A 26,819-nucleotide genomic window follows, 5' to 3' on the forward strand; every position below is an offset into this window, starting at 1 on the left:
TGCCTCGCTAAGTCTCTGAATTATATAGTTAGGATGTACTGTTGTTAAAGGGAGTATTGAAGTTATTTGCTATTAGCTGATTATAGTACTTATGGACTTTTTTATGAGTCTTGCTTGACCCCAGTTGTATAAGCACTTATATATGCTCGCTATTTTTATTGTGTCGTATCTGCCCGAGGATAGTTACCCCTATGGGAAAGTCGCTCGTTATTGTTGAGTCACCCGCAAAAGCCAAGACAATTAATAAGTATCTTGGTAATGAATATGTCGTTAAATCGAGCGTAGGTCATATCCGTGATCTGCCTACGAGCGGTAGCGCCACAAAGTCAGATCCTAAGGCCCGCGCTAAGCAGGCTGCGCTGACACGTAAAATGGCGCCTGAAGAAAAAGCCATTTACAAAGCGAAAAAAGCTAAAGACCAGTTAGTTGCAAGGATGGGCGTCAACCCCGAAAAAGATTGGGAGGCGCATTACGAAATCCTTCCTGGGAAAGAGAAAGTTGTCGAAGAATTGCGACGTTTAGCTAAAGATGCCGATACTATCTATCTCGCGACCGATTTGGATCGCGAGGGAGAAGCGATTGCTTGGCATTTGAGAGAGGCTATTGGTGGTGAAGATGAGCGTTACCGTCGTGTTGTATTTAACGAGATAACGAAAAAAGCTATCAGCAGTGCATTTGAATCACCTGGTAAGCTCGACATGAATCATGTCAATGCGCAGCAGGCGCGCCGTTTTCTAGACCGTGTTGTGGGTTATATGCTGTCTCCTTTATTGTGGGAGAAAGTTGCTCGTGGGCTTTCTGCAGGGCGAGTGCAATCGGTTGCTGTGCGTTTAGTTGTTGAGCGAGAGAAGGAAATTCGCGCCTTTATTCCTGATGAGTATTGGGAAGTACATGCGGACACTAAGACGGCTACTGCTGAGGCTTTAAGACTGCAAGTTGCTCGCGTTAGTGGCAGTGCGTTCCGGCCTTCATCTGAAGCTGAAACTAATGCACATTTAGCCGCGCTTAAAGATGCTGAGTATACAGTTCTTAGTCGCGAAGATCGTGCGACAAGCAGCAAGCCATCGGCTCCATTTATAACATCAACGCTTCAGCAGGCAGCCAGTACACGCTTGGGCTTTGGTGTGAAGAAAACCATGATGATGGCCCAGCGGTTATATGAAGCGGGTTACATCACATACATGCGTACAGATTCAACCAACTTGAGCTCAGAAGCTGTAGAAAGTTGCCGTGAATATATCGGTGATCACTTTGGTAGCAAGTATTTACCTGAAGAGGCTATTCGCTATTCAAGTAAAGACGGTGCTCAAGAAGCGCATGAGGCGATTCGTCCAAGTGATGTGAATATCGAAGCTACTGCTTTAAAGGCGATGGAGCGCGATGCAGAGCGTTTGTATGAGTTAATTCGTCGCCAGTTTTTGGCTTGCCAAATGATGCCAGCGCTGTATACCAGTTCACGCATTACAGTGAAGGCAGGTGAGTTTGAGTTAACCACGAAAGGACGTATTTTACGTTTTGATGGTTACACGCGGGTAATGCAAAAAGGTAAAGGTGATGAAGATCTCATTTTGCCGGATGTGAAGAAGGGTGAGTTGCTGACGATGACAGCGATTGATCCTAAGCAGCACTTTACTAAGCCAACGGCTCGTTTTACAGAAGCTAGCTTGGTTAAAGAGTTAGAAAAACAAGGGATTGGTCGTCCATCCACATATGCATCAATTATCTCTACTATTCAGGATCGTGGCTACGTCGAGATTCAGAATAAGCGTTTTTATGCCTGTAAAATGGGCGATATTGTGGTTGAGCGCCTTACCGAAAACTTTACTGACCTAATGGATTACAGTTTTACCGCGCGTATGGAAGACGCCTTGGATGAGATAGCCCAAGGTGAAGCTGAGTGGAAAGTGCTGCTCGATCGTTTTTATGGTGGTTTAACGCGTAAGCTAGAAGAAGCGCTTGATCCTGAAACAGGCATGCGCCCTAACTCGCCAACAGAAACAGATATTCCATGCCCTGAATGTAATCGTCATATGATGATTCGTACCGGTAGCACAGGTGTGTTTTTAGGCTGTTCGGGTTACAACTTGCCGCCGAAAGAACGTTGTAAAGCAACAATCAACCTAACCCCTGGTGATGAGGTTGTTAGTGTTGATGGAGATGAGGAAGAAGAATCTCGCATCTTGCGTAACAAGCATCGTTGCAATCTTTGTGATAGTGCGATGGATAGTTATTTGGTCGACAAGCAGCGTAAGTTGCACGTATGCGGAAATAACCCGGATTGCCCAGGGTACGAAGTCGAAGAGGGTAGTTATCGTATTAAGGGTTATGAAGGCCCTTCGCTTAAGTGCGATAAATGTGGTGCTGAAATGCAATTAAAAACGGGCCGTTTTGGTAAGTTCTTTGGTTGTATGAATGAAGAATGTAAAAACACTCGTAAGCTGCTGAAAAGTGGTGAAGCTGCGCCGCCTAAAATGGATCCGGTGCCTATGCCTGAGCTGGCCTGTGAAAAGGTTGAAGATACCTACATTCTTCGTGATGGTGCTTCTGGGTTGTTTTTAGCCGCAAGCCAGTTTCCACGTAACCGTGAAACACGAGCACCCAAAATTATTGAGTTACTGCCTCACGAATCTGAGATTGACCCTAAGTACACATTCCTGTTTAGCGCGCCAAAGCGTGATAATGAGGGGAATGAGACTATTGTACGATACAGTCGTAAGACAAAGGAGCAGTATGTGATGACTGAGGTCAATGGCAAAGCAACCGGATGGCGTGCATTCTATCAGGGTAATGCCTGGGTGATAGAAGAGCCAAAGGCTAAAGCGAAGAAGAAGTAACCTTTAATGGTCATGTTATAGAGGTAGTGTATGAGTAATGTATATCTGGTCAGGACGAATCAGAAAATTAATTTTGCACGTATTCATTTAGATGCTTTGACGGTCGCGCAAGACTCTACGAAGTGGAGTAAGCACAACGAAATTGAATCGTATAATGAATCTATTTTGTTTCATTTAGCGTCGGCATACGGTTCATTTTTACGAGAAGTTGCTGAAAAATATAGTTTTGATACCAGCAAGGTAAACACCTTGGCTGATTTAGAAGTTATGTTTGAGGCATCGGGGCAAGAGTCACCAGAAAGGATTGAGCTGGTAGGCTTGGAGAAGAGTGAAGTAAGTTGGTTGCATAAAATGCTAGCTGCTTATGGAGCTTGTTGGAAAGCCCTTGATAATCATAGTGAAGCTGCGAGTGATAAAGTAAGCGTTTCAGAAATTCATGTTGTGCAGATTAACCCAAATCATGCAGAAGATAGCGATATTCTGGCCGAATACAAACAGTGGCTTAATGAGTTTCGTTCGCTAGTCGAGCGTTTACGTTCAGATATGCAAGAGTGGTAGTGAGTAAAAATACAGTGGAACAAACAGTACTTGAGATTATCAAGCTTCCATCAGGCGAATACGCTATGCGTAAGGCGGGTGAGGATGAGCCACTGATCACAGTGAACTTGTCGCAAAAAGTTAGAGATGGTCTAAATGGTCAGTCTGAAGAGTTAGCGCGTATGATTCTTGTAGCTGGTGCAAAGATGATGTCTGAGTTATCAATGGAGTCTGCGGAAGCACCCAAGACTCCTAAACCGGTAATCCACTAGTTCTTCCCTTTTGTCTGCTGTTTTAGTGGTGGCGTCTTCTTATGAGGATGCCGTTACTACATCCTTGTTGAGCTGAGTGCTCTAAATTTTTAATCTCATGTTCTGATATCTCTTCGGCCCAGCTAATGACTGCGTGACAGGTGCCCGTACTTAATGCTTTTTTTGCAAGCTGCAGTACTGAATGATGCTCATCTGGGTAGAGTAAAATTACCTTGTTTAAGTCAATACCTGCATCCTGTAAGAGCGAACGAGGTAAGTTGGTCGGCGGCGCTACCCATGCAAACCAGCGGTCTTCATGGCTGAGCTGTGCCAGTAAAGGCATGAGCAGAGGCATATCGTTGAGTTCGCCGCTACGTGTGACTATTTCAGTTATTTTTCCGAACTCTTTTTTTGTGGCTGGCGGTTTTTGGTGGATCTGGTTTTGTTCGTGTTTGCGTAACAGCGCCATGCCGGGTCTGTTGCGATGGTTATGTAATTGAATCACAAATCACCTCCTTGCCTAATGACGCCTACGCCTAACCCTTCGATAGACAATTCTTGCTGTCGAAGGTCAACTTGAATTGGTGAAAACTCTGTGTTTTCTGCAATCAGATAGACCATGTGACCTTCTTTTTTGAAGCGTTTTACAGTGACTTCGTCATCAATGCGGGCGACAACAATTTGGCCGTTACGTGCTTCTGTACATTGATGTACAGCGAGCAAGTCACCGTCCATAATGCCAATGTCTTTCATGCTAGTGCCATGGACTCTCAGTAAATAGTTAGCTGGTGGATGAAAGAAGTCAGCAGAGATAGTGCAGTGCTCTTCGATATGTTCTTGTGCCAAAATAGGAGATCCAGCAGCGACACGCCCTATTACGGGTATCCCGTCTTCTGCTGCTTCCAGTTCAGGTAGGCGTATACCGCGAGAGGTTCCCGGAATAATCTCAATCGCGCCTTTTCTCGCTAATGCTTTAAGGTGTTCTTCGGCAGCATTAGCGGATTTGAAACCAAGTGTTTTTGCGATTTCTGCACGTGTCGGTGGATACCCGGTTGCTTCAATGTGCCCGCGGATGCATTCCAGTACTTCTTCTTGACGTTTGGTTAGTTTCATAATGTTGCCTGTTTATTTATACAGTATCTGTGATTATATACAGCAAGTAAGTGATGTAAAGTAATTTTCTGTTTATATATCCAGTATCTTGGTATGATCCACGCCAAATGTTATTCGGGTAGTTTGTCTTGCTTAGTGATGCTCTTAAAAACTCTATACAGGCTTCTTATCGACGCTTTTTAGCGGACCATGAGATGAAGCCGCGTTACGGCCAAAAAATGATGATTGCGCACGTAGCGCGAACACTCGGTGCTATAGAGGTGGACGAGAAAGGAGAACGGGTTAACGAAAATCATCTTTGTGTGATTGAGGCAGGGACCGGTACGGGTAAAACCATGGCCTATCTGTTAAGTGCAATTCCTATTGCGCAGTCGCATTCTAAGTCTTTAGTTATTTCGACTGCGACCGTTGCATTGCAAGAGCAGCTGTTAAATAAAGACCTACCTGAAGTGGCTCGTCTCCTAGGAGAGTCAGTTAATTATGTGCTGGCTAAAGGTAGGGGGCGTTATTTTTGTATTTCGCAGGCGGAAAAACTTTTAGACTCTCAAAATCAAACGGGACAAATTGCTCTATATGAAGATGAGATAGAGCATAGTATCGACCCTTCATTGCTGGTTTTTTATCAAGAGCTGTTGGGTAAGTTTGCTGCAGGTGAGTGGGATGGTGATCGAGACAGTCTTGCTCAAGAAATAGAGGCTGCAAACTGGGCCCCTCTAACGAGCGATCATACGCGTTGTACCAATAGGCGCTGTAGTAATTTTTCTGTATGTCCTTTTTATAAGTCTAGAGACTCTATGGATAAGGCCGACATTGTTGTGGCTAACCATGATTTAGTCTTGGCTGATTTGTCATTAGGTGGCGGTGCGATTTTACCCGAACCGGCTAATACTGTTTATATATTTGATGAGGCTCACCATCTTTCGTCTAAGGCAACGGGGCACTTTGCTTATACAATGCGTGTTAAAGGCACGCAACGTTGGCTGAAGTCATCCGTAAAGCAGTTAGATGCTATGCTGGATGAATGTGATAACAACGCCGTTTTGGCGCAGTATGTTGAGCGTATGGCGCCTGCACGCCAAGATATCGATATTGCGCTTGATCAATTGCATAGTGATTTGCGAATAATGTTGATGGATGGTGTTCAGCGCCCTGCATCAGAGCGTTTTCGTTTTCCAAAGGGTGTGCTTCCCGAAACAATGATGCATAGCGCAAAAGATATTGCCTCAGCGGCAGAGCGCTGGATGTTAAAAGCGGAGCAAATCGTTGATGTGCTTAAAGAGGCACTGGACGGAGGTGTTCCTGAGATTAATAGGGACGTAGCAGAGCGTTGGTATCCTCGTATGGGCCTACTTTGGATGCGGGCTCAGTCCTTGTATTGGCTAAACAAAAGCTATGCGGTGGCTGACCCTGAAGGTGTTGCGCCAACGGCACGTTGGATTAATTTAGTCGATGCTAGCGATGGCGTTGATTTTGAGTGTAGAAGTAGCCCCGTGTCAGCAGCAGATACATTACAAGAGCACCTTTGGTCCAGTTGCTTTGGTGCTGTGTTAACGTCAGCAACGATGACAGCGCTAGGGCATTTTAATCGTGTGATTCATGAGTTGGGATTGCCACAAGATGTATTGTGTGAGCGGTTGCCAAGTCCATTTAATTACCCTCAAGCAGCAGTATTGTCGGTTCCGCGTATGGAGTCGGATCCTGGTAAACCAGAAGAGCATACGAAAGAAGTTATCAGTATCCTTAATAAGGGTTTGGCGAGTGCAGCGGCAACACTGGTATTATTTAGCTCATGGCGACAAATGTTTACTGTGTTGGAAAAGCTTGAGAGTACGATTCGTAGTAAGGTGTTGGCTCAAGGCGATTTAACTAAGAACGAAATTATTAGAAAGCATAAAGAGATCATTAATGCAGAGAAGCCTAGTATCATTTTTGGCCTGGCGTCGTTTGCAGAAGGAGTGGATCTGCCAGGTAAGTACCTGACAGAGGTTATTATTACTAAATTGCCGTTTGGTGTGCCAGACGATCCTGTTGATGCCACGATGGCTGAGTGGATAGAGCAGCGAGGTGGTAATGCATTTATGGAGTGGACTGTACCTGAGGCGTCAATGCGCTTGACGCAGGCTACAGGTCGACTCTTACGTACCGAGCAGGACAGTGGTCGGGTTATTTTATTAGATAGACGTGTAGTGACGCGCCGTTATGGCCGGCAATTGCTGGATGCGTTGCCTCCTTTTCGTCGTGAAATCAGTTAAAAGTGAGTAATACATTGGAAGAATTAAACCCAGGTAACACGAAAGAGTCGACTACCGTAAAAGAGAATGGAAAAATAAAAGGTGAGCGTAAAGATAAGCGTCGCTCATCTGGTCGTAGTCGTAAGTCGGCAAAAAAGAGCGCTTGGACTCCAAATGATTCTAAGGTTGCTGTTGTTGACGGCAAAAAGCGTTTTCATGATTTTTCACTTCCAGATCAGCTTATGCATGCGATCCATGATCTAGGATTTGAATATTGCACGCCTATCCAAGCTGATACCATTAAGCCGGCTTTGGCGGGTAAAGATATTATCGGAAAGGCGCAAACAGGCACGGGGAAAACTGCTGCTTTTTTGGTAGGAATAATTACCGATCTATTAGATTTTCAGCTTGAAGATAAACAGCGCCAGGGAGAGCCTCGTGCGCTCATTATTGCGCCAACACGTGAACTTGCTTTGCAAATTGCTGATGATGCAGTGCTACTGTGTAAGTACACAGACATCAACGTAGTTTCTATTGTGGGTGGTATGGACTATGAGAAGCAACGTAAAGAGCTAAAAGCAGGTCCTGTAGGTATTTTGGTTGCTACGCCGGGTCGCTTAATTGACTTTGTACGCTCTAAAGAAGTTGATCTACATAACGTTGAAGTGCTTGTCTTAGATGAAGCAGATCGTATGTTGAGCATGGGCTTCATTCCTGATGTCAGAACGATTATCCGGAATACGCCACGTAAAGGTGATGAGCGTCAGACCCTACTTTATAGTGCTACTTTTACCGATGATATTATGAGTTTAGCGCGTCAGTGGACTGATGATCCGGTTCAAATCGAGATCGAGGCTGAGCGTCGTTCAACAGAAAATATTAGCCAAAAAGTCTTTCTTGTTTCTAGTCATGAGAAATACAAATTATTACGCAACTATATCCGTTTGAATAATATTGAGCGTGTTATCGTTTTCGGGAACCGTCGACATGAAACCCGTGATCTTGCAGAGAAACTTAAAAGAGATGGTGTAAGAGCTGCTTTGATGTCTGGGGAAATTCCTCAGCACAAAAGGGTTAAAACGCTTGAGGACTTCAGGAACGGTAAAATTGAAGTGTTGGTAGCAACGGATGTTGCTGGGCGTGGAATTCATATTGATGGTGTTACTCATGTTGTTAATTACCAGTTGCCTGAAGATGCAGAAGATTATGTGCATCGTATCGGACGTACCGGTCGAGCGGGGGCGACGGGAACTTCGATCTGCTTCGCCTGTGAGAATGACTCTTTTATGATTCCAGACATAGAAGAAGAAACAGGTGTCAAATTAGAATGTATTCACCCCAGCGAAGAATTGTTAGCAGACCCTAATGCTTATAAAACAGCAGTGCCGGTAGCTGTGGTTGCAGTTGAGCCGGTAATTGAAACGACAGGCAAGGTTGAGAGTAGTGTCGAAGCGGTTGCTGGCATTGAAGAAAATACTCAGCAAGGCCTGAAAGAGGTGGCTGAAACTTCTGTTGCTACAACCAAGGAGCTACCTGAAAAAGATGTTGCCCAGGAAGCTGTCGTTGAGCAAGTGCCAGAGGCCAAGCTTGATACGGCACCAGAGCAAGTGCCAGAGGCCAAGCTTGATACGGCACCAGAGCAAGTGGAGCTGTCTTTAGCATCACCTGAGGTTGCAGAGCCGGCTAGTGTTGTAGCAAGCCAAGGTGAGGAGACGAATCGTTCCGATGTCTGAAGATCGACATAAAACGCGCTTAATTGCGCGCATACTAGCTATCGTAGTCAGTGCACTTTTTGCTGTTTTTGCAGTGGCAGGCTATCAGCATACGGGTGATATCACGCAGTTATTAGTGTTTTTAGTGATTTCGGTTATTGCTTACGGTGTTGTGATCTTTATCTTTAAAGGTATCGATAAGCTGTTAGATAGCATTGGTGATCAGTAGCAATGAACAATCTGTAATAAGGGCGAGCACATGAATGCAGTGCAGCAGAAAGTTGCTGTGTTAGGGGGTGGTAGTTTTGGAACTGTCATCGCCAATATAATGGCAGAAAAAGGAATTAAAGTTTCTCAGTGGATGCGTGATTCCAGTAGAGCTGAAGAAATTAACCAGCAGCATATGAATACGCGCTACTTGCCAGATTACCCTTTATCAGAGGACTTGTGGGCAACGTCAGATATTGAGCTGGCGTTAAAAGAAGCTACGCTTATTTTTGTGTCTATACCAAGCCAGAGCTTTCGCTCGGTGGTACAGCTAGCCAAGCCTTTTTTAAAGGCTGGGCAGATGGTGATTAGTACCACTAAAGGAATTGAAGGCGAAACTTTCAGCTTAATGAGCGAGATTCTTAAGGATGAGTTGCCAGCCGCTAAAGTAGGTGTTTTGAGTGGCCCGAACCTAGCTAAAGAAGTCGCTAAGCATCAGCTAACGGCGACTGTTATTTCAAGTGATGATGAGGCGTTGCGTACGGATGTTCAAGCGGCGCTACATCAGTCTTACTTTCGAGTCTATGCCAGCTCTGATATGTATGGTGTTGAACTGGGTGGAACGCTCAAAAATATTTACGCTATTGCAGCAGGCTTAAGTGCTGCGTTAGGCATGGGCGAAAATACTAAGAGCATGTTGTTAACACGCAGTCTTGCTGAGATGAGTCGCTTTGCAGTCAGTATGGGGGCAAACCCTATGACGTTTCTTGGACTTGCTGGTGTGGGTGATTTAATAGTGACTTGTATGTCTCCTTTGAGTAGAAATTATCGCGTGGGTTATGCGCTAGGCAGCGGAGAGAACTTAGAAGAAGCCGTTGAATCTCTAGGGGAGGTTGCTGAAGGCGTGAACACCATTCGTATCATTAAAGCTAAGGCTGATGAGCTAGAAATATATATGCCGTTAGTCTCTGGCTTGTATGAGGTGGTATTTAACGGAGCACATGTTCAAGAAGTTGTAAAAGCCTTGATGATGAATGAGCAAAGCTCAGATGTTGAATTTGTACTCCCTAGGGAAGCGAACTAATGTTGATCCTGATGCGCCATGGAGAGGCCGGTTGGGATGCTTCAAGTGATCGAGAGCGTGTCTTGACGGAGGCAGGGATTGCTTATATTGATCGGCAAATAACGCATTATCAGCAATCTCTTTTATCCATAGAAAAAATTATCAGTAGTTCTTACGCTCGAGCTAAGCAAACGGCTTCTCAGGTGCATAGCATTATACCTGAGGCGCAATGGGTAATTGATGATCGTTGGTCGCCTGATGCGCCGCTCAGCGATGCGATAGCAGCACTAGAAGAGCACTGGGTTGATAACTTGCTTGTTGTTACGCATCAGCCGCTTATTGGTTATGCCGTTCCTTTTTTGGCTGAAGGGGTTGTGCATACTCCTGAACCATTGCTTCCTGGGCAATTAGTGGTTCTTGATCTTCTTTGGCCTGCCTCAGCTTCCGCTATCCGTTTATCTTTATAATTCTGAAGCTTTCTGTGTAAAGCTCTGCTAATTTATTAGTATGAATGAAAGACAATTTCGACTCGACGAGTTAACGCTACATGCATTGGAGTCTGGTAAAGGCCAGAAAAAGGTCATTGTGGCGCTTCATGGGTGGCTAGATAATGCGGCTACTTTTAATGAAATCCGAAAACATTTTAGTGATTACCACTTTATTGCGCTGGACTTAATGGGGCATGGGATGACAGATCATCGCCCTGCCTCAATGCCGTACTATATTTGGGATAATGTCGGCGATCTGCTGTTGGTGTTAAACCAGCTGGGGCTAGATAGAGTCACCTTGCTTGGGCATTCAATGGGAGCCAGTATTGCAACATTATTTGCGGGTGCTTTCCCTGACCGCGTAGAGCGTCTTTATTTGATAGAAGGGTTGGCTCCGCTGGTTTATGAAGCGTCTGAACTGCCGGTATTAATGGGGGATGCAATACTTAAGCGGCGTAGGATGAAATCAAAAAGTCTCAGGCCTTATCCCGATAAAGAGGCTGCTATTAATGTTCGTATGCAGGGGCGTTGGCCGGTGAATCGCCAAGCAGCAGAATGGTTGATAGAACGGGGTTTAAAGCATGTCGAGGAAGGTTATATTTGGCGTAGTGACCCTAGCTTGATGCTGCCGTCGTTATTGCGCATGAGCGAAGGTCAGGTTAGCGCATTTTTGCAAGGGGTGGCTGCCCCTGTTCGTATTTACTTAGGGGATACGGGCATCCATGATGAATCATGGATGCCAAGAATCGCGCAAATTAAAGCAGTAAATGTTATAGATTTAAAAGGTAATCATCATCTGCACCTTGAGCCTTTGGCAGCTAAGCTGATTGCAGAAGATATCAAAATTAGTATTGAGTGAATGTTTTAGGTAAATAGCGTTCTAACTTTCAAATAGTCATAAGGGTTGTTTGCTGATGTGGTTAACAAGGATTTGCTCACTTATATTGCTATTAGGTTCGTCAATTGCTTATGCAACAGATGATCTTGCAGGGTCCGCGGATGATGGTGTTTTAGAGCGGTTTAGAGGGTCTTGGATAGTAAATTACAGCACGGCACCTCTAACAGATTATGCGCTACCTTTAGGTGGTGTTGAGCAAGTTAATGGTGTTGAGCGATTGGAGCGTGAAGAGCGCATTACTGGTCGTCTTACACGTATCAGTTACCGTATTCCTGAAGGAAATAAGACACGTAAAGTGTTTGATTTTTTTAAAACTCAGCTCGAAATGAAAAAAGCAGAAGTGCTTTTTAAGTGTCAGGGGCGAGAATGCGGAAGTAGTAATTATTGGGCTAATGATGTTTTTGATTTCTCTAAACTTTATGGTGTTGAGCGTACACAGTACTACTTAGCAGCGCGATTACCAGGAGTGACTGTGTTGATGTATACGGTCGAGCGTGGAAATCGCAAGTTGTATGCGCATATTGATGTTATTGAAACAGATGCCGTTGCGCGTATAACTGCCACCATCAAAAGAGAAGGGTATGTCGGCCTTTCGGTTAGTCAGTTGCCTGATATGGACTTGCTTGAAAAGTTAGTGAGCCAGTTAGAGGCGCATACAAAAGACATTACGTTAGTTGTCCACCACAAAGGAGATACGCTAGCGCTTGGTAGTGAGCTTGGTGCTGCTAAGGCGTTGCAGCTGCGTCAGGCGCTTGCCGGGCGCAATATGACGAGTGTGTCTGTTCAGTCAGTGGGTGCGCTTGCGCCTTCTGTGTTAAAACAAAACCAGATGGTGGTTGTTCTTGTCTCTGGCGCACCCTAATTATGACAAGTGTTTCTTTGGTGTTGGGTAGCGGGGGAGCTCGTGGATATGCGCATATTGGTGTGATTGAAGTCCTTGAAGCAAGGGGATATCACATTAATTGCATCGCGGGTAGTTCGATGGGGGCCTTGGTCGGTGGTTTATATGCCGCTGGCGCACTTAAAGAATATACAGAGTGGGTTGAGGGTTTGTCTCGATTGCAGATTTTGCGTCTGCTGGACTTAACGTTTGGAATAGGGGCTATTCGCGGTGATAAGTTATTTCAAAGAATAAGAGAGATGGCGGGTGATCCGGACATCGAATCTTTGCCAATCCCTTTTACCGCCGTTGCGACCGATATAGTTCACCAAAAAGAAGTGTGGTTTCAGCGCGGCTCGTTACAGGCAGCTATTAGAGCGTCTGCTGCTGTTCCGGGTGTATTTACCCCGGTTGTTGATGCGCATAGGGTGTTAGTTGACGGCGGTGTATTGAATCCTTTGCCGATTATTCCAACAGTTGCGACACGCTCAGATTTGATTATTGCTGTTGATTTGAACGGCAGTCCAGTTATGCCTGATATAGAGTTGCCTAAAGGTGATGAGCCGGTTGAGGGTGATTTGTTTGCTCAAAGCTCTGTTGATGAAAAGATATCAGATGATGGGCGCGTGGTTCAATTGCTTCATGGTGAGGCAGAGGGCAAGATTAAGCTTGATAGTAACTTGGATGTCATCATGAGTTCGCTTGAAGTGATGCAAGGAGCACTAACGCAGTATAAAGTTGCAGGCTATCGTCCAGATTTATTGATGAACATACCGACTGAGATTTGTCGTTTTCACGATTTTCATCGAGCCAGTGAAGTTATTGACGAAGGTCGGCGCGTTGCAACTGAATGTTTAGATAAAATTGAAAGGTGTTCTTGATAGATGCGATTATGAAGCTTGATACTTAAAGCTACTGGTTAAAATAGTAGCTTTAAGTGGGTTGTTTAGCCGCTAAGAAAGTAGAGAGAGGAACTCTGAACGAGTTTCAGGTTTTGATCTAAAAGTACCTAGCATCATGGATGTTTTCATAGAGCCGTTCTGTTTTTCAACGCCGCGCATCATCATGCACATATGTTTTGCTTCGATCACTACACCAACGCCTTTGGCGCCTGTCATTGACATAATTGCCTCGGCGATCTCTTTTGTCATGTTTTCTTGGATTTGTAGCCGGCGAGCGTACATGTCAACTATGCGTGCAATTTTTGATAGTCCAATCACTTTGCCGTCTGGGATATAAGCGACATGTGCTTTGCCAATAAAAGGCAGCAAGTGGTGTTCGCACAGAGAGTAAAGTTCAATATCTTTAACAAGAACCATTTCGCTATTATCAGATGGGAAAAGGGCATTGTTTACCACTTCTTCAAGATTTTGCTGATATCCGCGTGTCAGGTAGGCCATTGCTTTTGCCGCGCGAGCAGGAGTATCGACTAAGCCTTCGCGGCTAAGATCTTCGCCTACTTGTTCGATAATGGTAGCGTATGCTTTTTCCATCACTGATGAATACCCTCTGTAATATAAGTCAAAAAAAATGCTAAGTTACGCGAACATGACAGTTTCGTAAAGTAGGCTGTATTAATTTATTGTCTGTTTTGTTTTAACAGTATGTAAAGTGCCCCAGAGCCACCGTCCTTAGGCTGGGCGGAACAAAATGCGAGTACTTGAGAGAGTTGCCTTAACCAATCATTTACATAGGACTTTAGCACAGGCTGCTGGCCTGATTGGCTAAATGCTTTTCCATGAATAACCATGACTGAGCGCATACTTTGGCGTTGTGAGTCTCTAACGAAAGCGCTGAGCTCGTCTCTAGCGGTATCTACTGTCATGCCATGCAAGTCAATGCCTGCTTCCCAGGGGATATGCCCTTTGCGAAGGCGTTTCATTACACTGATTTGTATGCCAGGGGCTGCAAAAATGAGTTCTTCATCAGATTCTACTATTTCGACGACTTCGCTAGAAAGACCATCAATAACTTGTTCTGTTTCTGCTTGGGCCATAGCGCGATGATACGCCCGTTGTTTGTCCTTGCGTATAGGCCCATTGGTTCGCAAGACAGTTTTGTCGTGCTTTATAGGTGAAACATCTCCCATTACCTCACTAAAAGAGATTTCTGGGTCAGTCTTGTTGGAGTTTATTTTGTCAGACATAGCACCGAACACGTGAATTCATTAAACTGTCTGGCTTAAACCAAATCAGATCCAGGTATTATCCCGATAGTTATGATGATTGATCAAGAGCAGGTTGCAACTGAATTACAAACAGTGCGCGATTTTATTCGTTGGACGTGTAGTTTACTGAATGAGCATAAGGTTTATTTAGGGCATGGTAATACTAATACGTGGGATGAGGCCCTGCAGTTGGTTATGGCTGGCGTTTACCTTTCCTGGAATAGTGATAAAGCGGTGCTAGATGCGCGTTTGATGGCCTCTGAAAAGGCCCGGGTTATCGACTTTGTTCACCAGCGTGTCGAAACACGTAAGCCGTTGCCTTACATTACTAATGAAGCATGGTTTATGGGTATGCCTTTCTACGTAGATGAGCGAGTGCTCATTCCACGTTCACCCATTGCGCAATTAATAGAAACAGAGTTCTCTCCATTTTTACGAGAGGGGCGAGTTGAACGCGTGTTGGACTTGTGCACCGGCAGTGGTTGTATTGGTATTGCGTGTGCTTATGCCTTTGAAGAAGCGCAAGTAGACTTGATTGATATCTCTATTGAGGCGCTAGTTGTTGCGCAGAAAAATATCGAGCAGCATGAGCTAGAAGAGCAAGTCACGGCTATTCAGAGTGACCTTTTTGAAGCAGTCGGCGGTCAGAAGTATGATTTGATTGTTTCAAATCCGCCTTATGTTGATCAGCAAGACTTTGAAAGTATGCCGCAAGAATATCATCATGAGCCAGAGCTAGCGTTAACCTCTGGAAATGACGGCTTAGATATTACGCGTTCTATTTTACGTGAAGCTTGTGATTATCTGACAGATGATGGGCTTTTGGTTGTAGAAGTTGGTAATAGCGAAGTGCACCTGATGACAGAATTTGCGCATGTGCCATTTACTTGGGTTGATTTACCTGAGGGTGGTAACGGCGTATTTGTGATTACTGCGCAAGAGTTAAAGCATTTTCGCGACGAATTTTGATTCGGGCGTTATAATGAATCAGCAGATTTAATAGAGAGAATTATAGATAATGTCGGGAAATAGTTTTGGTAAGCTGTTTACAATAACGTCTTTCGGTGAGAGTCATGGTCCAGCTTTGGGGTGTATCATTGATGGCTGCCCTCCTGGAATTGAGATATCAGAAGCTGATTTGCAGCGCGATTTGGATCGACGTAAACCAGGTACATCCCGGCATACAACTCAGCGTCGTGAGGCGGATGAGGTGCAAATTCTTTCTGGTGTTTTTGAAGGAAAAACAACGGGTACTTCTATCGGTTTGTTAATTCAAAACACCGATCAGCGTTCTAAAGACTACTCAAACATTGAAGAAACCTTTCGTCCAGCGCACGCTGACTATGTGTATACGCATAAATATGGTTTTCGTGATTATAGAGGTGGTGGCCGCTCTTCTGCACGTGAAACGGCCATGCGCGTTGCTGCAGGCGGTATTGCCAAGAAGTATCTCGCTAGTAAAGGCGTAGGTGTTCGTGGCTACTTATCTCAGTTAGGCCCCATTTCGATTGATGAAAATAATTTTGATTGGGATCAAATTGAGCAAAACCCATTCTTCTCTCCTGACACTGCAGCGGCAGAAAAAATGGAAGTGTATATGGATGAACTTCGTAAAGAAGGAAACTCTGTAGGCGCTAAAATTTCTGTTGTTGCTTCAGGTGTTCCAGTAGGGCTAGGAGAGCCGATTTTTGATCGCTTAGATGCAGAGCTTGCGCATGCGTTAATGAGCATTAATGCAGTGAAAGGAATCGAGATTGGTGATGGTTTTGCGGCGGTTGAGCAAAAAGGCACTGAGCACCGTGATGAAATGACACCTGAAGGGTTTCTTTCAAATCATGCGGGTGGCATTTTAGGTGGTATTTCTACGGGGCAAGATATTGTTGCACATATAGCGCTAAAGCCTACATCAAGCTTAAGGCTGCCGGGGCGAAGCATTAATATCAAAGGCGAGCCAATTGAAGTTATTACAAAAGGGCGGCATGATCCTTGTGTTGGGATTCGAGCGACACCGATAGCGGAAGCGATGATGGCCATTGTCTTGATGGATCATTTTTTGCGACATCGTGCGCAAAATGCTGATGTTGAATGCACTACGCCGGTTATCTCAGGCTAGCTTTAAATTAAAAGCGAGGCAAGCACGCTCGAATAAGCTTGGTTGTTATGATGGTGGTCGTTTTTCTTGCGTTAATCGTGTAAAACAACGTAAAAGATTGGCTTTGTTTGTAAGGTGCCCGGCTTTGGCTGGGCATTTTGTTTTCTGGTAGAGCGTTAGGTAATTACTTAGAAAATGTTGGTTTGCTCGAAGGGGTAAATCGTGTGGTATTTAAGGTCGCTTGTTCTTATGGTTATAAGTGCAAGTTAATGAAAAAATTATGCAGTACAAAGATGGACTGAATTGATGACTACTACCTTTCTAGAAACACTTTATGATGGCTACGGGCAGTCGTACACTGTTGAAGAGATTTTGTTTGAGCAACAAACTGATTCTTGGCATTTGATCATTTTCCGTAATAAAGAGTTCGGTACAGTTATGGCGCTGGATGGGATTATTCAGACAACTGAGCGCGATGAATTTATTTATCATGAAATGCTGACGCATGTTCCTTTGTTTGCGCATGGCAATGCTAAACGTGTACTAATTATCGGCGGTGGCGACGGTGGTATTTTACGTGAGGTACTGAAGCATCCTGAAGTTGAGCACGCGACTCAAGTTGAAATTGACCAGTCTGTTATTGATATGTGTAAGACTTATCTGCCTAAGCACTCTAATGGCGCGTATGACGACCCTCGAGCAAATATTGTTATTGCTGATGGTATTGAGTTTGTTTGTGAAACTGATGAAAAATTTGATGTCATTATTTCTGACTGTACGGACCCAGTTGGGCCTGGGGAAGTTCTTTTCAGTAGCCGCTTTTATGAAGGTTGTAAAAGTTGCTTGAACGATGGTGGTGTTTTTGTTGCGCAAAATGGTGTTGTTTTCATGCAAGTAGATGAAGTGCAAACAACGCGTCGCCGTTTAAGTCCGTATTTCTCTGATCAAACGTTTTATTGCACTGCAGTGCCAACTTACATTGGCGGTAATATGACGCTGGCTTGGGGAGCTGATGATGCCTCCTTGCGTAATGTTTCTGTTGATGTGTTGGAGCAGCGTTTTGCGCAAGCAGGAATCAAAACTCGTTATTATAACCCTCAGATGCACGCGGCTGCTTTTGCGTTACCACAGTATGTGATTGAAGCGCTAGCTGACGTCTAGCATTTGCATCGACATAAAAAAACCGGCTAATGCCGGTTTTTTTTATGTCGATTAAAGAGCGTCAGCATAAAGCGTGACGCCCTTTAGGTTTACTCGCTTGGCGCTTCAGCGTTTAGCTTAGCAGCCTCTTCCGCTTGGCGGCGACGGATTTCCCTAGGGTCGTTAGGTGCACGAGTCGTACGTCGAGCTCTTCGGGGTGCTCGCTCAGGCGGCTTCTCTTGAGTTGCCTCTGCCGTTGCTGCAGGAGCTGTTTCGGCGGTAGCTTCTTCTGTTATTGTTGTTTCTTTCGCTGTTCCAGTGACTTCAGGGCTGTCGACTACCGTAGAGGGTGTTTCATCAGTAGTATCTTCAGTAGTCACATTATTGCTTGCTTCATCTGCTTGAGTAATTTCTACTGTCTCAGCAACTTCAGCAACTTCAGCAACTTCAGCAACTTCAGCAACTTCAGCAACTTCAGCAACTTCAGCAACTTCAGCAACTTCAGCAACTTCAGCAACTTCAGCAACTTCAGCAACTTCAGCAACTTCAGTAACTTCAGCAATTTCAGCAACTTCAGCAACTTCAGCAACTTCAGCAACTTCAGCAACTTCAGCAACTTCAGCTGGTTTAGGCTCTTTAGTGGCTTCGGCTGCTGTTGTTGTTTCAATTACGGCAGTAGCGGCAGTAGCGGCAGTAATTGCTGTTGCTTGCGTATCCGGTTGAAGAGCTTCGGAGTCTGCAACTAATGTGCGTTCAGCTGAACGTTCATTGTTTCTACGACGACGACCACGGTTACGGCTGCGAGGTTGATCGCTGGTGGTTTCAGAAGGTTCTTCAGTAGCTTTTGCGTTTTTATTGCTACCAGAAGATTTTTCAGTTTTATCGTCACTGTTTTTGCGAGTACGGCGGCGGCGGCGCGGTTTGCCGTTCTTGTCATCATCAGGTTGCCCCGCAACTCCCGCAGCACTGGCAGAGCCAACAGCTTGAGGTGCTTGCTCTGGTGTTACTGTAATAACTTCGTCTAGCTGTTTACTTGGGCGGCCGCGTTCTGAGCTGTCACGACCATTGCGGCGTGGCTTGCGATTTCGCTGGCTGTTGTCTCTCGAACCGTCGCGCGAATTACTTCTCTTATTGCTGCTTTCTTTTGCAGCAGGCTTAGCTGGGGTTACTGGTTCTGCTTTCTTTTCTTCAGAACCAAATAATGAAGCCAGCACCGCCATAATGCGGCTGCCAATACCGACGGGCTTAGCTGCAGCTTTTGCAGTAGGCTTCGCTAACGTCTGGCTACTGGGTGCTACTGGCGCTGCTGCTGGTGTTTCGGCTGGGGCCGGTGCTGCTGGCGCTACGCTTCGAACAGCTGCTGACTCGCGTTTTACGGGTGGTGTGCGTGCAATCTCTTCTGACTCAGTTTCTGGCTCAGGTTGTAGAGTGTAGCTCGCATCATTAATCGTTGTGATTGTGTGGTCATCCCGTAAGCGAACCACTTCATAATGAGGTGTTTCCATGTTCGGATTTGGCACGATAACAACACGAACGTCGTGGCGTAGTTCAATGTCATGAACGATGCGACGCTTTTCGTTAAGCAGGTAGGTGGCAACAGTAACTGGTAAAATTGCTCTGATTTGCGCCGTGCGATCTTTAGACGACTCTTCTTCAATCAGGCGCATGATAGAAAGTGCTAGAGACTCAGTGTCGCGTATAGATCCCTGGCCATTACAGCGTGGGCATACAGTGCCGCGGCTTTCGGTCAGAGAAGGGCGTAGTCGTTGACGTGACATCTCTAATAGACCAAAGCGAGAGATACGTCCCATTTGCACGCGAGCACGATCAAGTTTCAGAGCGGTAAGAAGTTTTTCTTCAACGGCGCGCTGGTTTTTGATTGGTGTCATATCGATAAAGTCGATAACAACTAAGCCGCCGATGTCGCGCAAACGTAATTGGCGTGATACTTCTTCTGCAGCTTCAAGGTTTGTCTGTAGTGCTGTTTCTTCAATATCTCCACCGCGAGTCGCTCTCGCTGAGTTAACATCGACAGACACTAGCGCTTCTGTTGGATCTATAACAATAGAGCCACCAGAAGGCAGTTGTACTTCGCGTTCGAAAGCCGTTTCAATCTGGCTTTCAATCTGGAATCGATTAAACAGTGGTGTTTGCTCTTTATACAAACGTAATTTGCTTTCGTAAGAAGGCATGACCTGTTGAACAAACTGCAAAGCGTTTTGATAAACGTCTTCGTCATCAATCAAAACTTCGCCGATATCCGCGCGTAGGTAGTCACGAATAGCGCGAATAACTACGTTACTTTCCTGATAAATCAGGAACGGTGAGGGTTTGTCGCTAGACTCCTTGATCGCATCCCAAAGTGTTTTTAGGTAATCAAGGTCCCATTGCAGTTCTTGAGATGAGCGACCAACACCAGCAGTACGGACGATGATGCCCATTTTGTCTGGAACATTGACGCCATCAAGCGCTGCTTTAAGCTGAGTGCGTTCTTCGCCTTCGATACGACGTGAAATTCCGCCAGCACGAGGGTTATTAGGCATTAGAACTAGGTAGCGTCCAGCTAAGCTAATGAATGTAGTTAGGGCTGCGCCTTTATTGCCGCGTTCCTCTTTGTCGACCTGAACAATGACTTCAGTGCCTTCTTTAACTACATCACGAATGCTAGGGCGGTTACCGCGTTGTGGTTGCTTGCTGAAATACTCGCGAGAGATCTCTTTTAGAGGCAAAAAACCGTGTCTGTCAGAGCCGTAATCAACAAATGCTGCTTCTAGGCTAGGTTCTACGCGGGTGATTTTTCCTTTGTAAATATTAGCTTTTTTCTGTTCGCGGCTCTCTGATTCAATATCTAGGTCGTAAAGGCGTTGGCCATCTACGAGTGCGACACGCAACTCTTCAGGTTGAGTCGCGTTGATCAACATTCTTTTCATTTTAAATTATTTCTCTATTGCAGAGAGTGCAATTCATCCTGTCCGATCTGTCTGGTGAAAACGTTACACGATTCAATCATACGATACAGTTCAGTATTGAGGATGCCAGTATCTATAGATGATAGTACTGCGCAAATGCATCTGCGGTGGAGGAAAAAACAGCCACTATTGTTTTTCTAAGTGTTTGTGTCTGCGAGATGAAGTCGCAGGTTCTAGGCTGTTGATGCGTCTCCACCTCCAATCAAATCCAGCAGGAGATGTTCGGGAGGTAATGCACTCTCTTAAAAACTTTAATAAATACTGCCGTGCTGTCTTAGTTATCATGCTTGTTCGTCTCAGATGCTTAATAATCTGAGCGCTAGCATGAGTTTTACTACTATTAAGTCGTAACTGACATTAGTCGTAACGTAGATTCTACTATCGTGGGCATGAGTGAAAAAACATCTTCTCAACAGCCCATTTATCTATTTTTTTAACAATAGCTAAAGCCAACAGCGTTCGGCGACGCTACAATATAGCAGCTAACCCATACAGCATCAATCGAGAACACAACTTCCTCAATGTCAGATAATAAGCCAGCCGCTAATATTAGCGTTCGTTATATCGAAGTAGAAGATGATCAAGCAGGACAACGTATTGATAATTTTTTACTGACTGCCTTAAAAGGCGTACCTAAAAGCATGATCTATCGCATTATTAGAAAAGGCGAGGTACGTGTTAATAAGAAAAGAATTAAACCTGATGGTCGTATTCAAGGCGGCGATTGGGTGCGAATACCACCCATTCGTGTATCTGAGCCTGCTGATGCCCCAATTGTTGGCAAAGCGCTACTTGAACTATTAGATGCGTCGATTCTTTATGAGTCAAAAGCGTTGATTGTCCTTAATAAACCTTCAGGCCTTGCTGTGCATGGTGGGAGTGGTATTAATCTTGGTTTGATTGAGGCCATGCGCCAATTAAGACCGGATGAACGTTTTCTTGAGTTAGTTCACCGTCTTGATCGTGATACGTCGGGCTGCATCATGATTGCTAAAAAGCGCAGTATGTTACGTCATTTGCATGAGGCTTTACGTCAAAATCGTGTAAATAAGATTTATCATGCCTTGGTGGTTGGTAAATGGGAGTCTAAGAATAATGTGGTAGACGCACCTTTGCGTAAGAATGAACTGCAATCCGGTGAAAGGGTCGTCAAAGTTCAGCCAGATGGTAAAGCTTCAATTACACGTTTTAAGGTATTACGTCGATTTACCCAAACGACCTTGGTAGAGGCTAAACCTGTAACGGGGCGAACGCATCAAATCCGTGTGCACACGCAATTTGCAGGCCATCCCATCATTGGTGATGATAAATATGGCGTTGAATCAATTAACAAAGATATGAAAAAGCAAGGTGTGCGTCGTTTGTTTCTTCATTCGGCAATGTTGCAAGTAGCGCTACCAGAGGGTGAAATGTTAAACGTAAAAGCGCCATTGGAGCCTGCATTGAGTAGTGCATTAGAGCGCTTGGCAGAACAGCAAAATAAAGCATATAAGGAAGAGTCTGAATGATAAAGGAGCAAATTTATCGTTGTGCAGATCGTATTTTAACAAGTGGAGAGCAACCCACTCCGGAAAAAATTAGTGCTGAATGCCAGGTTGATGTTAATGAAGCGGTGCAATATCTAAGCAGTTGGAAACAAGACCTTTCCGATCGCATTAGTTTTGCTAGAAACAATATTTATGTACCGGATGTTCCAGAATCTCTTAGCTTGTCATTTGGCCGTATTTGGCAGCAAGCGGTGGATGAAGCAAGCTCGCGTTTGCAAAATGATCAAAAAGTTACGGGAAATAATTTAGAAGAAGCAGGTCGGGTTTCTGATGATGCTATTAAAGAGATGCAGTATCGCCAGCAGGACTTAGAAAATCGTTTACGTGAGCAAAACCAGAAAAATGGTGAGCTGGCAGGGCATAATAAAGCGATTGAAGCTGAATTGTCGGTATTGAAAACGGGACTGGCTTCAGAAACTACCTTGCGTAAGCAAGAAGAACAGGTTCGCTCAAATGTTGAGCATGAACTTGCACATCTAAGAAAGACCTATGAAGATTCGAAGCGTACTTTTGATCAGCGTATTAAGGATGAGCAGCGCCATATGTTGGATTCAGTCAGTAAGGCTGATGTCGATGTTCGCTATTATAAGAATGCATTAGAAAAGCTGCGTGATGAAGTTGGTAAGAAGGAATCAGCGCTAACTAAGTCGATTCACGATATCAAAGCTGAGCTTGCGAAGAAAGATGTCAAGATTGAAACGCAGCGCTCCCAGTTGCGTAGTCAAGAAACAGAGCTGAAGTTACTTAAGCAAGATGTGGCATCTCAAAGCCGCGAATTAGCACGTTGTACCTCATCGCTTTTAGCTGAAACAAATAAATCCAAGCGCTTTGAAGATAAAGGTCGTGATCTGGATAATGAAATAAAAAGACTTAATCAAAAGCAATATAACTCAGCAACTGATTGGAGCCGCCGCGAGAATAATCTGCGTAAAGAAGTCAAAGATAAAGAGGATGAGCTGTTAAGAACAGTCTCCCGCCTTACGAGTCTTGAAAAGCGTATTATTGCTCAAGATGAAGAGCTACGTCGCTTGAATTCGCGTTTGTAGGTCGTGAAAATGCCATCCCTTATTCTTTACAGTTATAAATGAAAGTAGTAATAATAGTGTAAATAGTGTGGGTAAGATTAACATGAGCGGAATGCTATTATGAAGTTGCAACAGCTACGTTATATTTGGGAAGTCTCGCGTCATGATTTAAATGTATCAGCGACTGCTCAGAGTCTATACACATCACAACCTGGTATCAGTAAGCAAATACGTTTATTGGAGGATGAGTTGGGTGTTGAGGTGTTTGCACGTAGCGGTAAGCATCTAACACGCGTGACGCCAGCTGGTGAGGCTATTCTTGAAGTGGCAGGGCAAATTCTGCAAAAGGTAGAAGGGATCAAGCAAGTCGCTCAAGAGTTTAGTGATGAAAAGAAAGGTAGCTTGGCAGTAGCGACGACTCATACTCAAGCTAGATATGCCTTGCCTCGAACCATTACCGAGTTTATTAAGTCCTACCCTGATGTTTCTTTACATATGCATCAAGGAACACCGATGCAGATTTCAGAAATGGCTGCAGACGGCACCGTTGATTTTGCAATTGCCACTGAGGCAATGACGCACTTCTCAGATTTAATTATGATGCCGTGTTATCGCTGGAATCGTTCAGTGATAGTGCCCAAAGATCATCCTTTGACTCAGGTATCTAAGTTAACGCTTAAAGATATCGCTGACTACCCGATAGTCACATACGTATTTGGCTTTACTGGACGTTCCAAGCTTGATGATGCTTTTGCACAGGAAGGTTTGGACCCAAAAGTGGTTTTCACTGCAGTAGACTCTGATGTTATCAAAGCTTATGTTCGCCTAAATCTAGGTGTGGGCATTGTCGCTACAATGGCTTATGAGCCAGAAGTTGATAAAGATTTAGTTGTGCTAGATGCGAGCCACTTGTTTGAACCAAGTACCACCAAAATTGGCTTTCGCAAAGGGACCTTTCTGCGTGGATATATGTACGAGTTTATTAACTTATTTGCACCGCATCTTACAAAGGATGTGATTAAGCAAGTACTTGAGTGTGGTAGCCGTGCAGAGATTGATGAGATTTTTGCTCATCAAGAATTACCCGATCTTTAATTCTGTAGCCAATGTATCTTGTCAGGTGTTGATCAAGTTTTAGGCGTGACTAACGACTAGAGTCTGGATTGCAGGCGGTATTTGAACGAGTTACATTGCGCTCACTTTATTGTTAGAAATTATTCTTGGAGGAGTTGCTTGTGGAATTAGCTTGTCTTGATTTAGAAGGTGTATTAATCCCGGAAATTTGGATCGCATTTGCTGAAGAGACCGGAATCGATGAGTTAAAGGCAACGACACGCGATGTCCCTGACTATGATGTGCTGATGAAGCAGCGCCTGCGTATCTTGGACGAGCATGGTCTGACACTACCGCAGATTCAGGCAACCATTAGTCGTTTGGCGCCACTTGAGGGGGCGAGTGAGTTTATAGATTGGTTGCGTGAGCGTTTTCAGGTTGTGATTTTGTCTGATACTTTCTATGACTTTGCAGAGCCATTGATGAAGCAACTTGGGCATCCTACATTACTGTGTCATAAGCTTGAAGTTGATGATAATGGTCGCATTACTGACTACACCTTGCGTCAAAAAGATCCGAAGCGTCAGTCAGTTAGGGCGTTTCAATTGCTGAACTACCGTGTGATTGCAGCAGGTGATTCTTATAATGACACTACCATGCTGACACAAGCTGAATCTGGAATTTTGTTCCATTCTCCGCAAAATGTCATTGATGAATTTCCGCAGTTTCCTGCCGTGCATACTTTTGAAGACTTAAAGAAACAGTTTTTAAAAGCTAGTCAACGAAACTTGACATTATAGCGCTTCGTCCTTGATCACTGGAAATCAGTTAACGGGTTTTCAGTGATTTCAAGTTATTGTTTAATTAAGCTGGTTTGCCTTTCTGAAGTTTCCTGCATAATCAAAAATTCTCGTTTGAATACGCCAGAATTTACCTTTTTTCCTAGCGATTACAAAATCAGGCGGTGTTAGTTGGGTGCTGTGTTCAACAACTTGCGTCGCAGTGCGAAATGTCATTGGCTGAGTGCCATTTAGGAAGCGTCGCCCATAGAGTTTGTTGAAAACGCCTCTTTGTGTCGAAAAACTGAAATTAAAACTCTCTTTTAATGTTTCTCCTTGTTCATCATGATAAATCACAGATACTTTCGTTTCGTTAATATCAATGCTCAGACCTGCGCAGCGTAAAATAAAAGCATCTTTGAGTTGTAAGGCTTTCTTTAATTGCTCGTCAGGGTCAGTAATGGCCTCTTTGCATTGGTGGCATTGTCTTGCTGCAATATCATTTTCAGCTGCACAAAAAGGGCAGCTTTTAAAACGAAACCGGTATTCGCAGCGTCTGATATTGCCGTTTTTATCTTTTTCGGCTTGCTGGCAGCGTCGCCCAAAGTGCTCAATAATATGCCCGTTGTTGTCTTTTTTTCCCCAGAAAATATTAGCGAACTCACAAAGAGGGCAGAATACTTGTACTGGTTCTGCTGTTGAGTCGGGTTTTGGTTTGCCGACTTCAGGGTGGTGTAAATTGAAATTGTTACCAGCGTAATCAATAACTAAACAGTCTTTCTTATTAGGAGCTAGGCGTAGTCCACGACCAATGATTTGTTGGTATAAGCTGACAGACTGGGTTGGACGCAATATGGCAATCATATCGACATGCGGGGCATCAAAGCCGGTGGTTAAGACAGAAATATTAACCATGTACTTAAGTTCCTGTCGTTTAAATTTCTGAATATAGTCATCTCTGGTAATGTTTGGGGTATCGCCGGTTATTAATGCCGTTAATTGTGGGGGTAAGTAAGACACGATCTCTTGTGCGTGCATAACCGTTGCGGCAAAAATCATCACGCCTTGTCTGTTTTTCGCGTATTGCTCAACTTGCTGAATAATGGCTTGAGTGACGCGTTTGCAGCGAGTTAGTAAATCATTGACTGGTTTCTCGGGTAGGTTGCCTGAATGAGTGGGAGTGATGGCTGAGAAGTCATATTGTGTAATGGCTGCATCAACAATATTAGGTGGCGTGAGGTAGCCATTAGAAATCATATGCCGTAAAGGGAGTTCAAAGATGCACTCTTTAAAAGGGCGTGGTGTATCGCTGCGCGTATAACCGCGATGATGATATTGGTAAATCCAGCCTAGGCCCATTCTGAAAGGTGTAGCTGTGAGGCCGAGTACCTTTAGGCTGGGGTTGAGTGTTGTTAAGTGTGTAATAGTTTTTAGATACTGGCTATCTGGGTCTTCGCTGAGGCGGTGGCACTCATCGATGATTAGTAATGTATAGGGCGTATCTAGTGCTTCTAAATTGCGTGATATGGATTGGATGCTGGCAAATGTGACTTGTTGCGTCGTATCTTTCTGTTTGAGTCCTGCGGAGTAGATGCCCGCATCAATACCTATCGCACAAAATTTCTGATGGTTCTGTTCTACCAGTTCTTTAACATGAGCGAGCACAAGAACTTTTCCGCGTGCTTTTTGGGCAAGGGCTGCAATGACTAGGCTTTTCCCCGCCCCGGTTGGTAAAACGATAACGGCGGGGCTGCTGCTGTTGCGAAAGTGCTGAATGGTTAGGTCGACAGCGTCTTGTTGGTAATCTCTAAGAGTAAAAGGCTTCATGTGCAA

At 44.6% G+C, this 26,819-nt stretch carries 23 protein-coding genes and 1 pseudogene; 18 read left to right on the forward strand and 6 right to left on the reverse strand.

Going from position 1 to position 26,819, the window contains the following annotated elements:
• Positions 1-191: 191 nt before the first annotated feature.
• Genes topA through NEJAP_RS08350 form a run of 3 tightly spaced genes read left to right on the forward strand, consistent with a single transcriptional unit; the run spans position 192 to position 3,643 of the window.
• Positions 192-2,834 carry a type I DNA topoisomerase gene (gene topA, locus NEJAP_RS08340; RefSeq protein ID WP_201350175.1) on the forward strand — a complete coding sequence of 881 codons (2,643 nt, stop codon included), beginning with the start codon at positions 192-194 and terminating at the stop codon, positions 2,832-2,834.
• A gap of 30 nt (positions 2,835-2,864) precedes the next feature.
• Positions 2,865-3,392: a DUF6586 family protein gene (locus NEJAP_RS08345; protein WP_201350176.1), complete on the forward strand. Its 528-nt coding sequence runs from the start codon at positions 2,865-2,867 to the stop codon at positions 3,390-3,392.
• Positions 3,392-3,643: a hypothetical protein gene (locus NEJAP_RS08350; protein WP_201350177.1), complete on the forward strand. Its 252-nt coding sequence runs from the start codon at positions 3,392-3,394 to the stop codon at positions 3,641-3,643. The genes NEJAP_RS08345 and NEJAP_RS08350 overlap by 1 nt, the downstream gene beginning before the upstream one ends.
• Before the next feature lie 22 nt (positions 3,644-3,665).
• On the opposite strand, the gene NEJAP_RS08355 is transcribed toward NEJAP_RS08350, so the two are convergent.
• Both NEJAP_RS08355 and lexA read right to left on the reverse strand, forming a co-directional pair.
• Complete coding sequence (locus NEJAP_RS08355) at positions 3,666-4,127, reverse strand: cell division inhibitor SulA (RefSeq protein ID WP_236591111.1); 462 nt, start codon at positions 4,125-4,127, stop codon at positions 3,666-3,668.
• A complete protein-coding gene (gene lexA / locus NEJAP_RS08360) occupies positions 4,124-4,738 on the reverse strand; it encodes a transcriptional repressor LexA (protein ID WP_201350529.1) in 615 nt (204 codons plus the stop codon). Before lexA ends, NEJAP_RS08355 begins: the two co-directional genes overlap by 4 nt.
• A gap of 125 nt (positions 4,739-4,863) precedes the next feature.
• Here lexA and dinG point away from each other — a divergent pair, with 125 nt between their 5' ends.
• The 8 genes and pseudogenes from dinG (at position 4,864) to NEJAP_RS08400 (ending at position 13,095) form a co-directional block, all read left to right on the forward strand.
• On the forward strand, positions 4,864-6,987 hold the full coding sequence (gene dinG, locus NEJAP_RS08365; RefSeq protein WP_201350178.1) for an ATP-dependent DNA helicase DinG: 2,124 nt from the start codon (positions 4,864-4,866) through the stop codon (positions 6,985-6,987).
• 74 nt (positions 6,988-7,061) lie between these two features.
• Positions 7,062-8,321 (forward strand): annotated as a pseudogene (rhlB, locus tag NEJAP_RS08370) (ATP-dependent RNA helicase RhlB); the annotation flags it as partial.
• Between the two features lie 370 nt (positions 8,322-8,691).
• The gene (locus tag NEJAP_RS08375) at positions 8,692-8,907 is read left to right on the forward strand and encodes a hypothetical protein (protein ID WP_201350180.1); all 216 of its coding nucleotides are present in this window, start codon (positions 8,692-8,694) and stop codon (positions 8,905-8,907) included.
• A 30-nt stretch (positions 8,908-8,937) separates the two neighbouring features.
• On the forward strand, positions 8,938-9,969 hold the full coding sequence (locus NEJAP_RS08380; RefSeq protein ID WP_201350181.1) for an NAD(P)H-dependent glycerol-3-phosphate dehydrogenase: 1,032 nt from the start codon (positions 8,938-8,940) through the stop codon (positions 9,967-9,969).
• Complete coding sequence (locus tag NEJAP_RS08385; RefSeq protein ID WP_201350182.1) at positions 9,969-10,415, forward strand: SixA phosphatase family protein; 447 nt, start codon at positions 9,969-9,971, stop codon at positions 10,413-10,415. The genes NEJAP_RS08380 and NEJAP_RS08385 overlap by 1 nt, the downstream gene beginning before the upstream one ends.
• A gap of 40 nt (positions 10,416-10,455) precedes the next feature.
• Entirely contained in the window at positions 10,456-11,295 is an 840-nt protein-coding gene (locus NEJAP_RS08390) for an alpha/beta fold hydrolase (protein ID WP_201350183.1), read from the forward strand.
• Between the two features lie 55 nt (positions 11,296-11,350).
• Positions 11,351-12,196, forward strand: coding sequence for a DUF4892 domain-containing protein (locus tag NEJAP_RS08395; protein WP_201350184.1), 846 nt, complete (start codon positions 11,351-11,353; stop codon positions 12,194-12,196).
• A 2-nt stretch (positions 12,197-12,198) separates the two neighbouring features.
• A complete protein-coding gene (locus tag NEJAP_RS08400; protein WP_201350185.1) occupies positions 12,199-13,095 on the forward strand; it encodes a patatin-like phospholipase family protein in 897 nt (298 codons plus the stop codon).
• Positions 13,096-13,167: 72 nt separating this feature from the next.
• On the opposite strand, the gene folE is transcribed toward NEJAP_RS08400, so the two are convergent.
• On the reverse strand, positions 13,168-13,707 hold the full coding sequence (gene folE, locus NEJAP_RS08405; RefSeq protein WP_201350186.1) for a GTP cyclohydrolase I FolE: 540 nt from the start codon (positions 13,705-13,707) through the stop codon (positions 13,168-13,170).
• 86 nt (positions 13,708-13,793) lie between these two features.
• Positions 13,794-14,360, reverse strand: coding sequence for a Smr/MutS family protein (locus NEJAP_RS08410; protein WP_201350187.1), 567 nt, complete (start codon positions 14,358-14,360; stop codon positions 13,794-13,796).
• A gap of 72 nt (positions 14,361-14,432) precedes the next feature.
• On the opposite strand from NEJAP_RS08410, the gene prmB reads away from it, so the two are divergent.
• The 3 genes from prmB (at position 14,433) to speE (ending at position 17,634) form a co-directional block, all read left to right on the forward strand.
• A complete protein-coding gene (gene prmB, locus NEJAP_RS08415; protein WP_201350188.1) occupies positions 14,433-15,350 on the forward strand; it encodes a 50S ribosomal protein L3 N(5)-glutamine methyltransferase in 918 nt (305 codons plus the stop codon).
• 49 nt (positions 15,351-15,399) lie between these two features.
• On the forward strand, positions 15,400-16,494 hold the full coding sequence (gene aroC, locus NEJAP_RS08420) for a chorismate synthase (RefSeq protein ID WP_201350189.1): 1,095 nt from the start codon (positions 15,400-15,402) through the stop codon (positions 16,492-16,494).
• A gap of 285 nt (positions 16,495-16,779) precedes the next feature.
• Positions 16,780-17,634 carry a polyamine aminopropyltransferase gene (gene speE / locus NEJAP_RS08425; protein WP_201350190.1) on the forward strand — a complete coding sequence of 285 codons (855 nt, stop codon included), beginning with the start codon at positions 16,780-16,782 and terminating at the stop codon, positions 17,632-17,634.
• Positions 17,635-17,723: 89 nt separating this feature from the next.
• On the opposite strand, the gene rne is transcribed toward speE, so the two are convergent.
• On the reverse strand, positions 17,724-20,543 hold the full coding sequence (gene rne, locus NEJAP_RS08430; protein ID WP_201350191.1) for a ribonuclease E: 2,820 nt from the start codon (positions 20,541-20,543) through the stop codon (positions 17,724-17,726).
• Between the two features lie 560 nt (positions 20,544-21,103).
• Between rne and rluC the strand changes: the two genes are divergently transcribed.
• From rluC to thrH, 4 genes are all read left to right on the forward strand, one after another.
• Positions 21,104-22,090, forward strand: coding sequence for a 23S rRNA pseudouridine(955/2504/2580) synthase RluC (rluC, locus tag NEJAP_RS08435; RefSeq protein WP_201350192.1), 987 nt, complete (start codon positions 21,104-21,106; stop codon positions 22,088-22,090).
• Positions 22,087-23,175 (forward strand): DNA-binding protein, encoded by a 1,089-nt coding sequence (locus NEJAP_RS08440; protein ID WP_201350193.1) that lies wholly within the window; start codon positions 22,087-22,089, stop codon positions 23,173-23,175. The genes rluC and NEJAP_RS08440 overlap by 4 nt, the downstream gene beginning before the upstream one ends.
• Before the next feature lie 99 nt (positions 23,176-23,274).
• Positions 23,275-24,249 (forward strand): HTH-type transcriptional regulator CysB, encoded by a 975-nt coding sequence (gene cysB, locus NEJAP_RS08445; RefSeq protein WP_201350194.1) that lies wholly within the window; start codon positions 23,275-23,277, stop codon positions 24,247-24,249.
• A 140-nt stretch (positions 24,250-24,389) separates the two neighbouring features.
• The gene (thrH, locus tag NEJAP_RS08450) at positions 24,390-25,007 is read left to right on the forward strand and encodes a bifunctional phosphoserine phosphatase/homoserine phosphotransferase ThrH (RefSeq protein ID WP_201350195.1); all 618 of its coding nucleotides are present in this window, start codon (positions 24,390-24,392) and stop codon (positions 25,005-25,007) included.
• A gap of 60 nt (positions 25,008-25,067) precedes the next feature.
• Here the strand turns inward: thrH and NEJAP_RS08455 are convergent, their stop codons facing one another.
• Positions 25,068-26,813: a DEAD/DEAH box helicase gene (locus NEJAP_RS08455; protein ID WP_201350196.1), complete on the reverse strand. Its 1,746-nt coding sequence runs from the start codon at positions 26,811-26,813 to the stop codon at positions 25,068-25,070.
• Between the last annotated feature and the right edge of the window lie 6 nt (positions 26,814-26,819).

Source organism: Neptunomonas japonica JAMM 1380, from assembly GCF_016592555.1.
GTDB lineage: Bacteria > Pseudomonadota > Gammaproteobacteria > Pseudomonadales > Balneatricaceae > Neptunomonas > Neptunomonas japonica_A.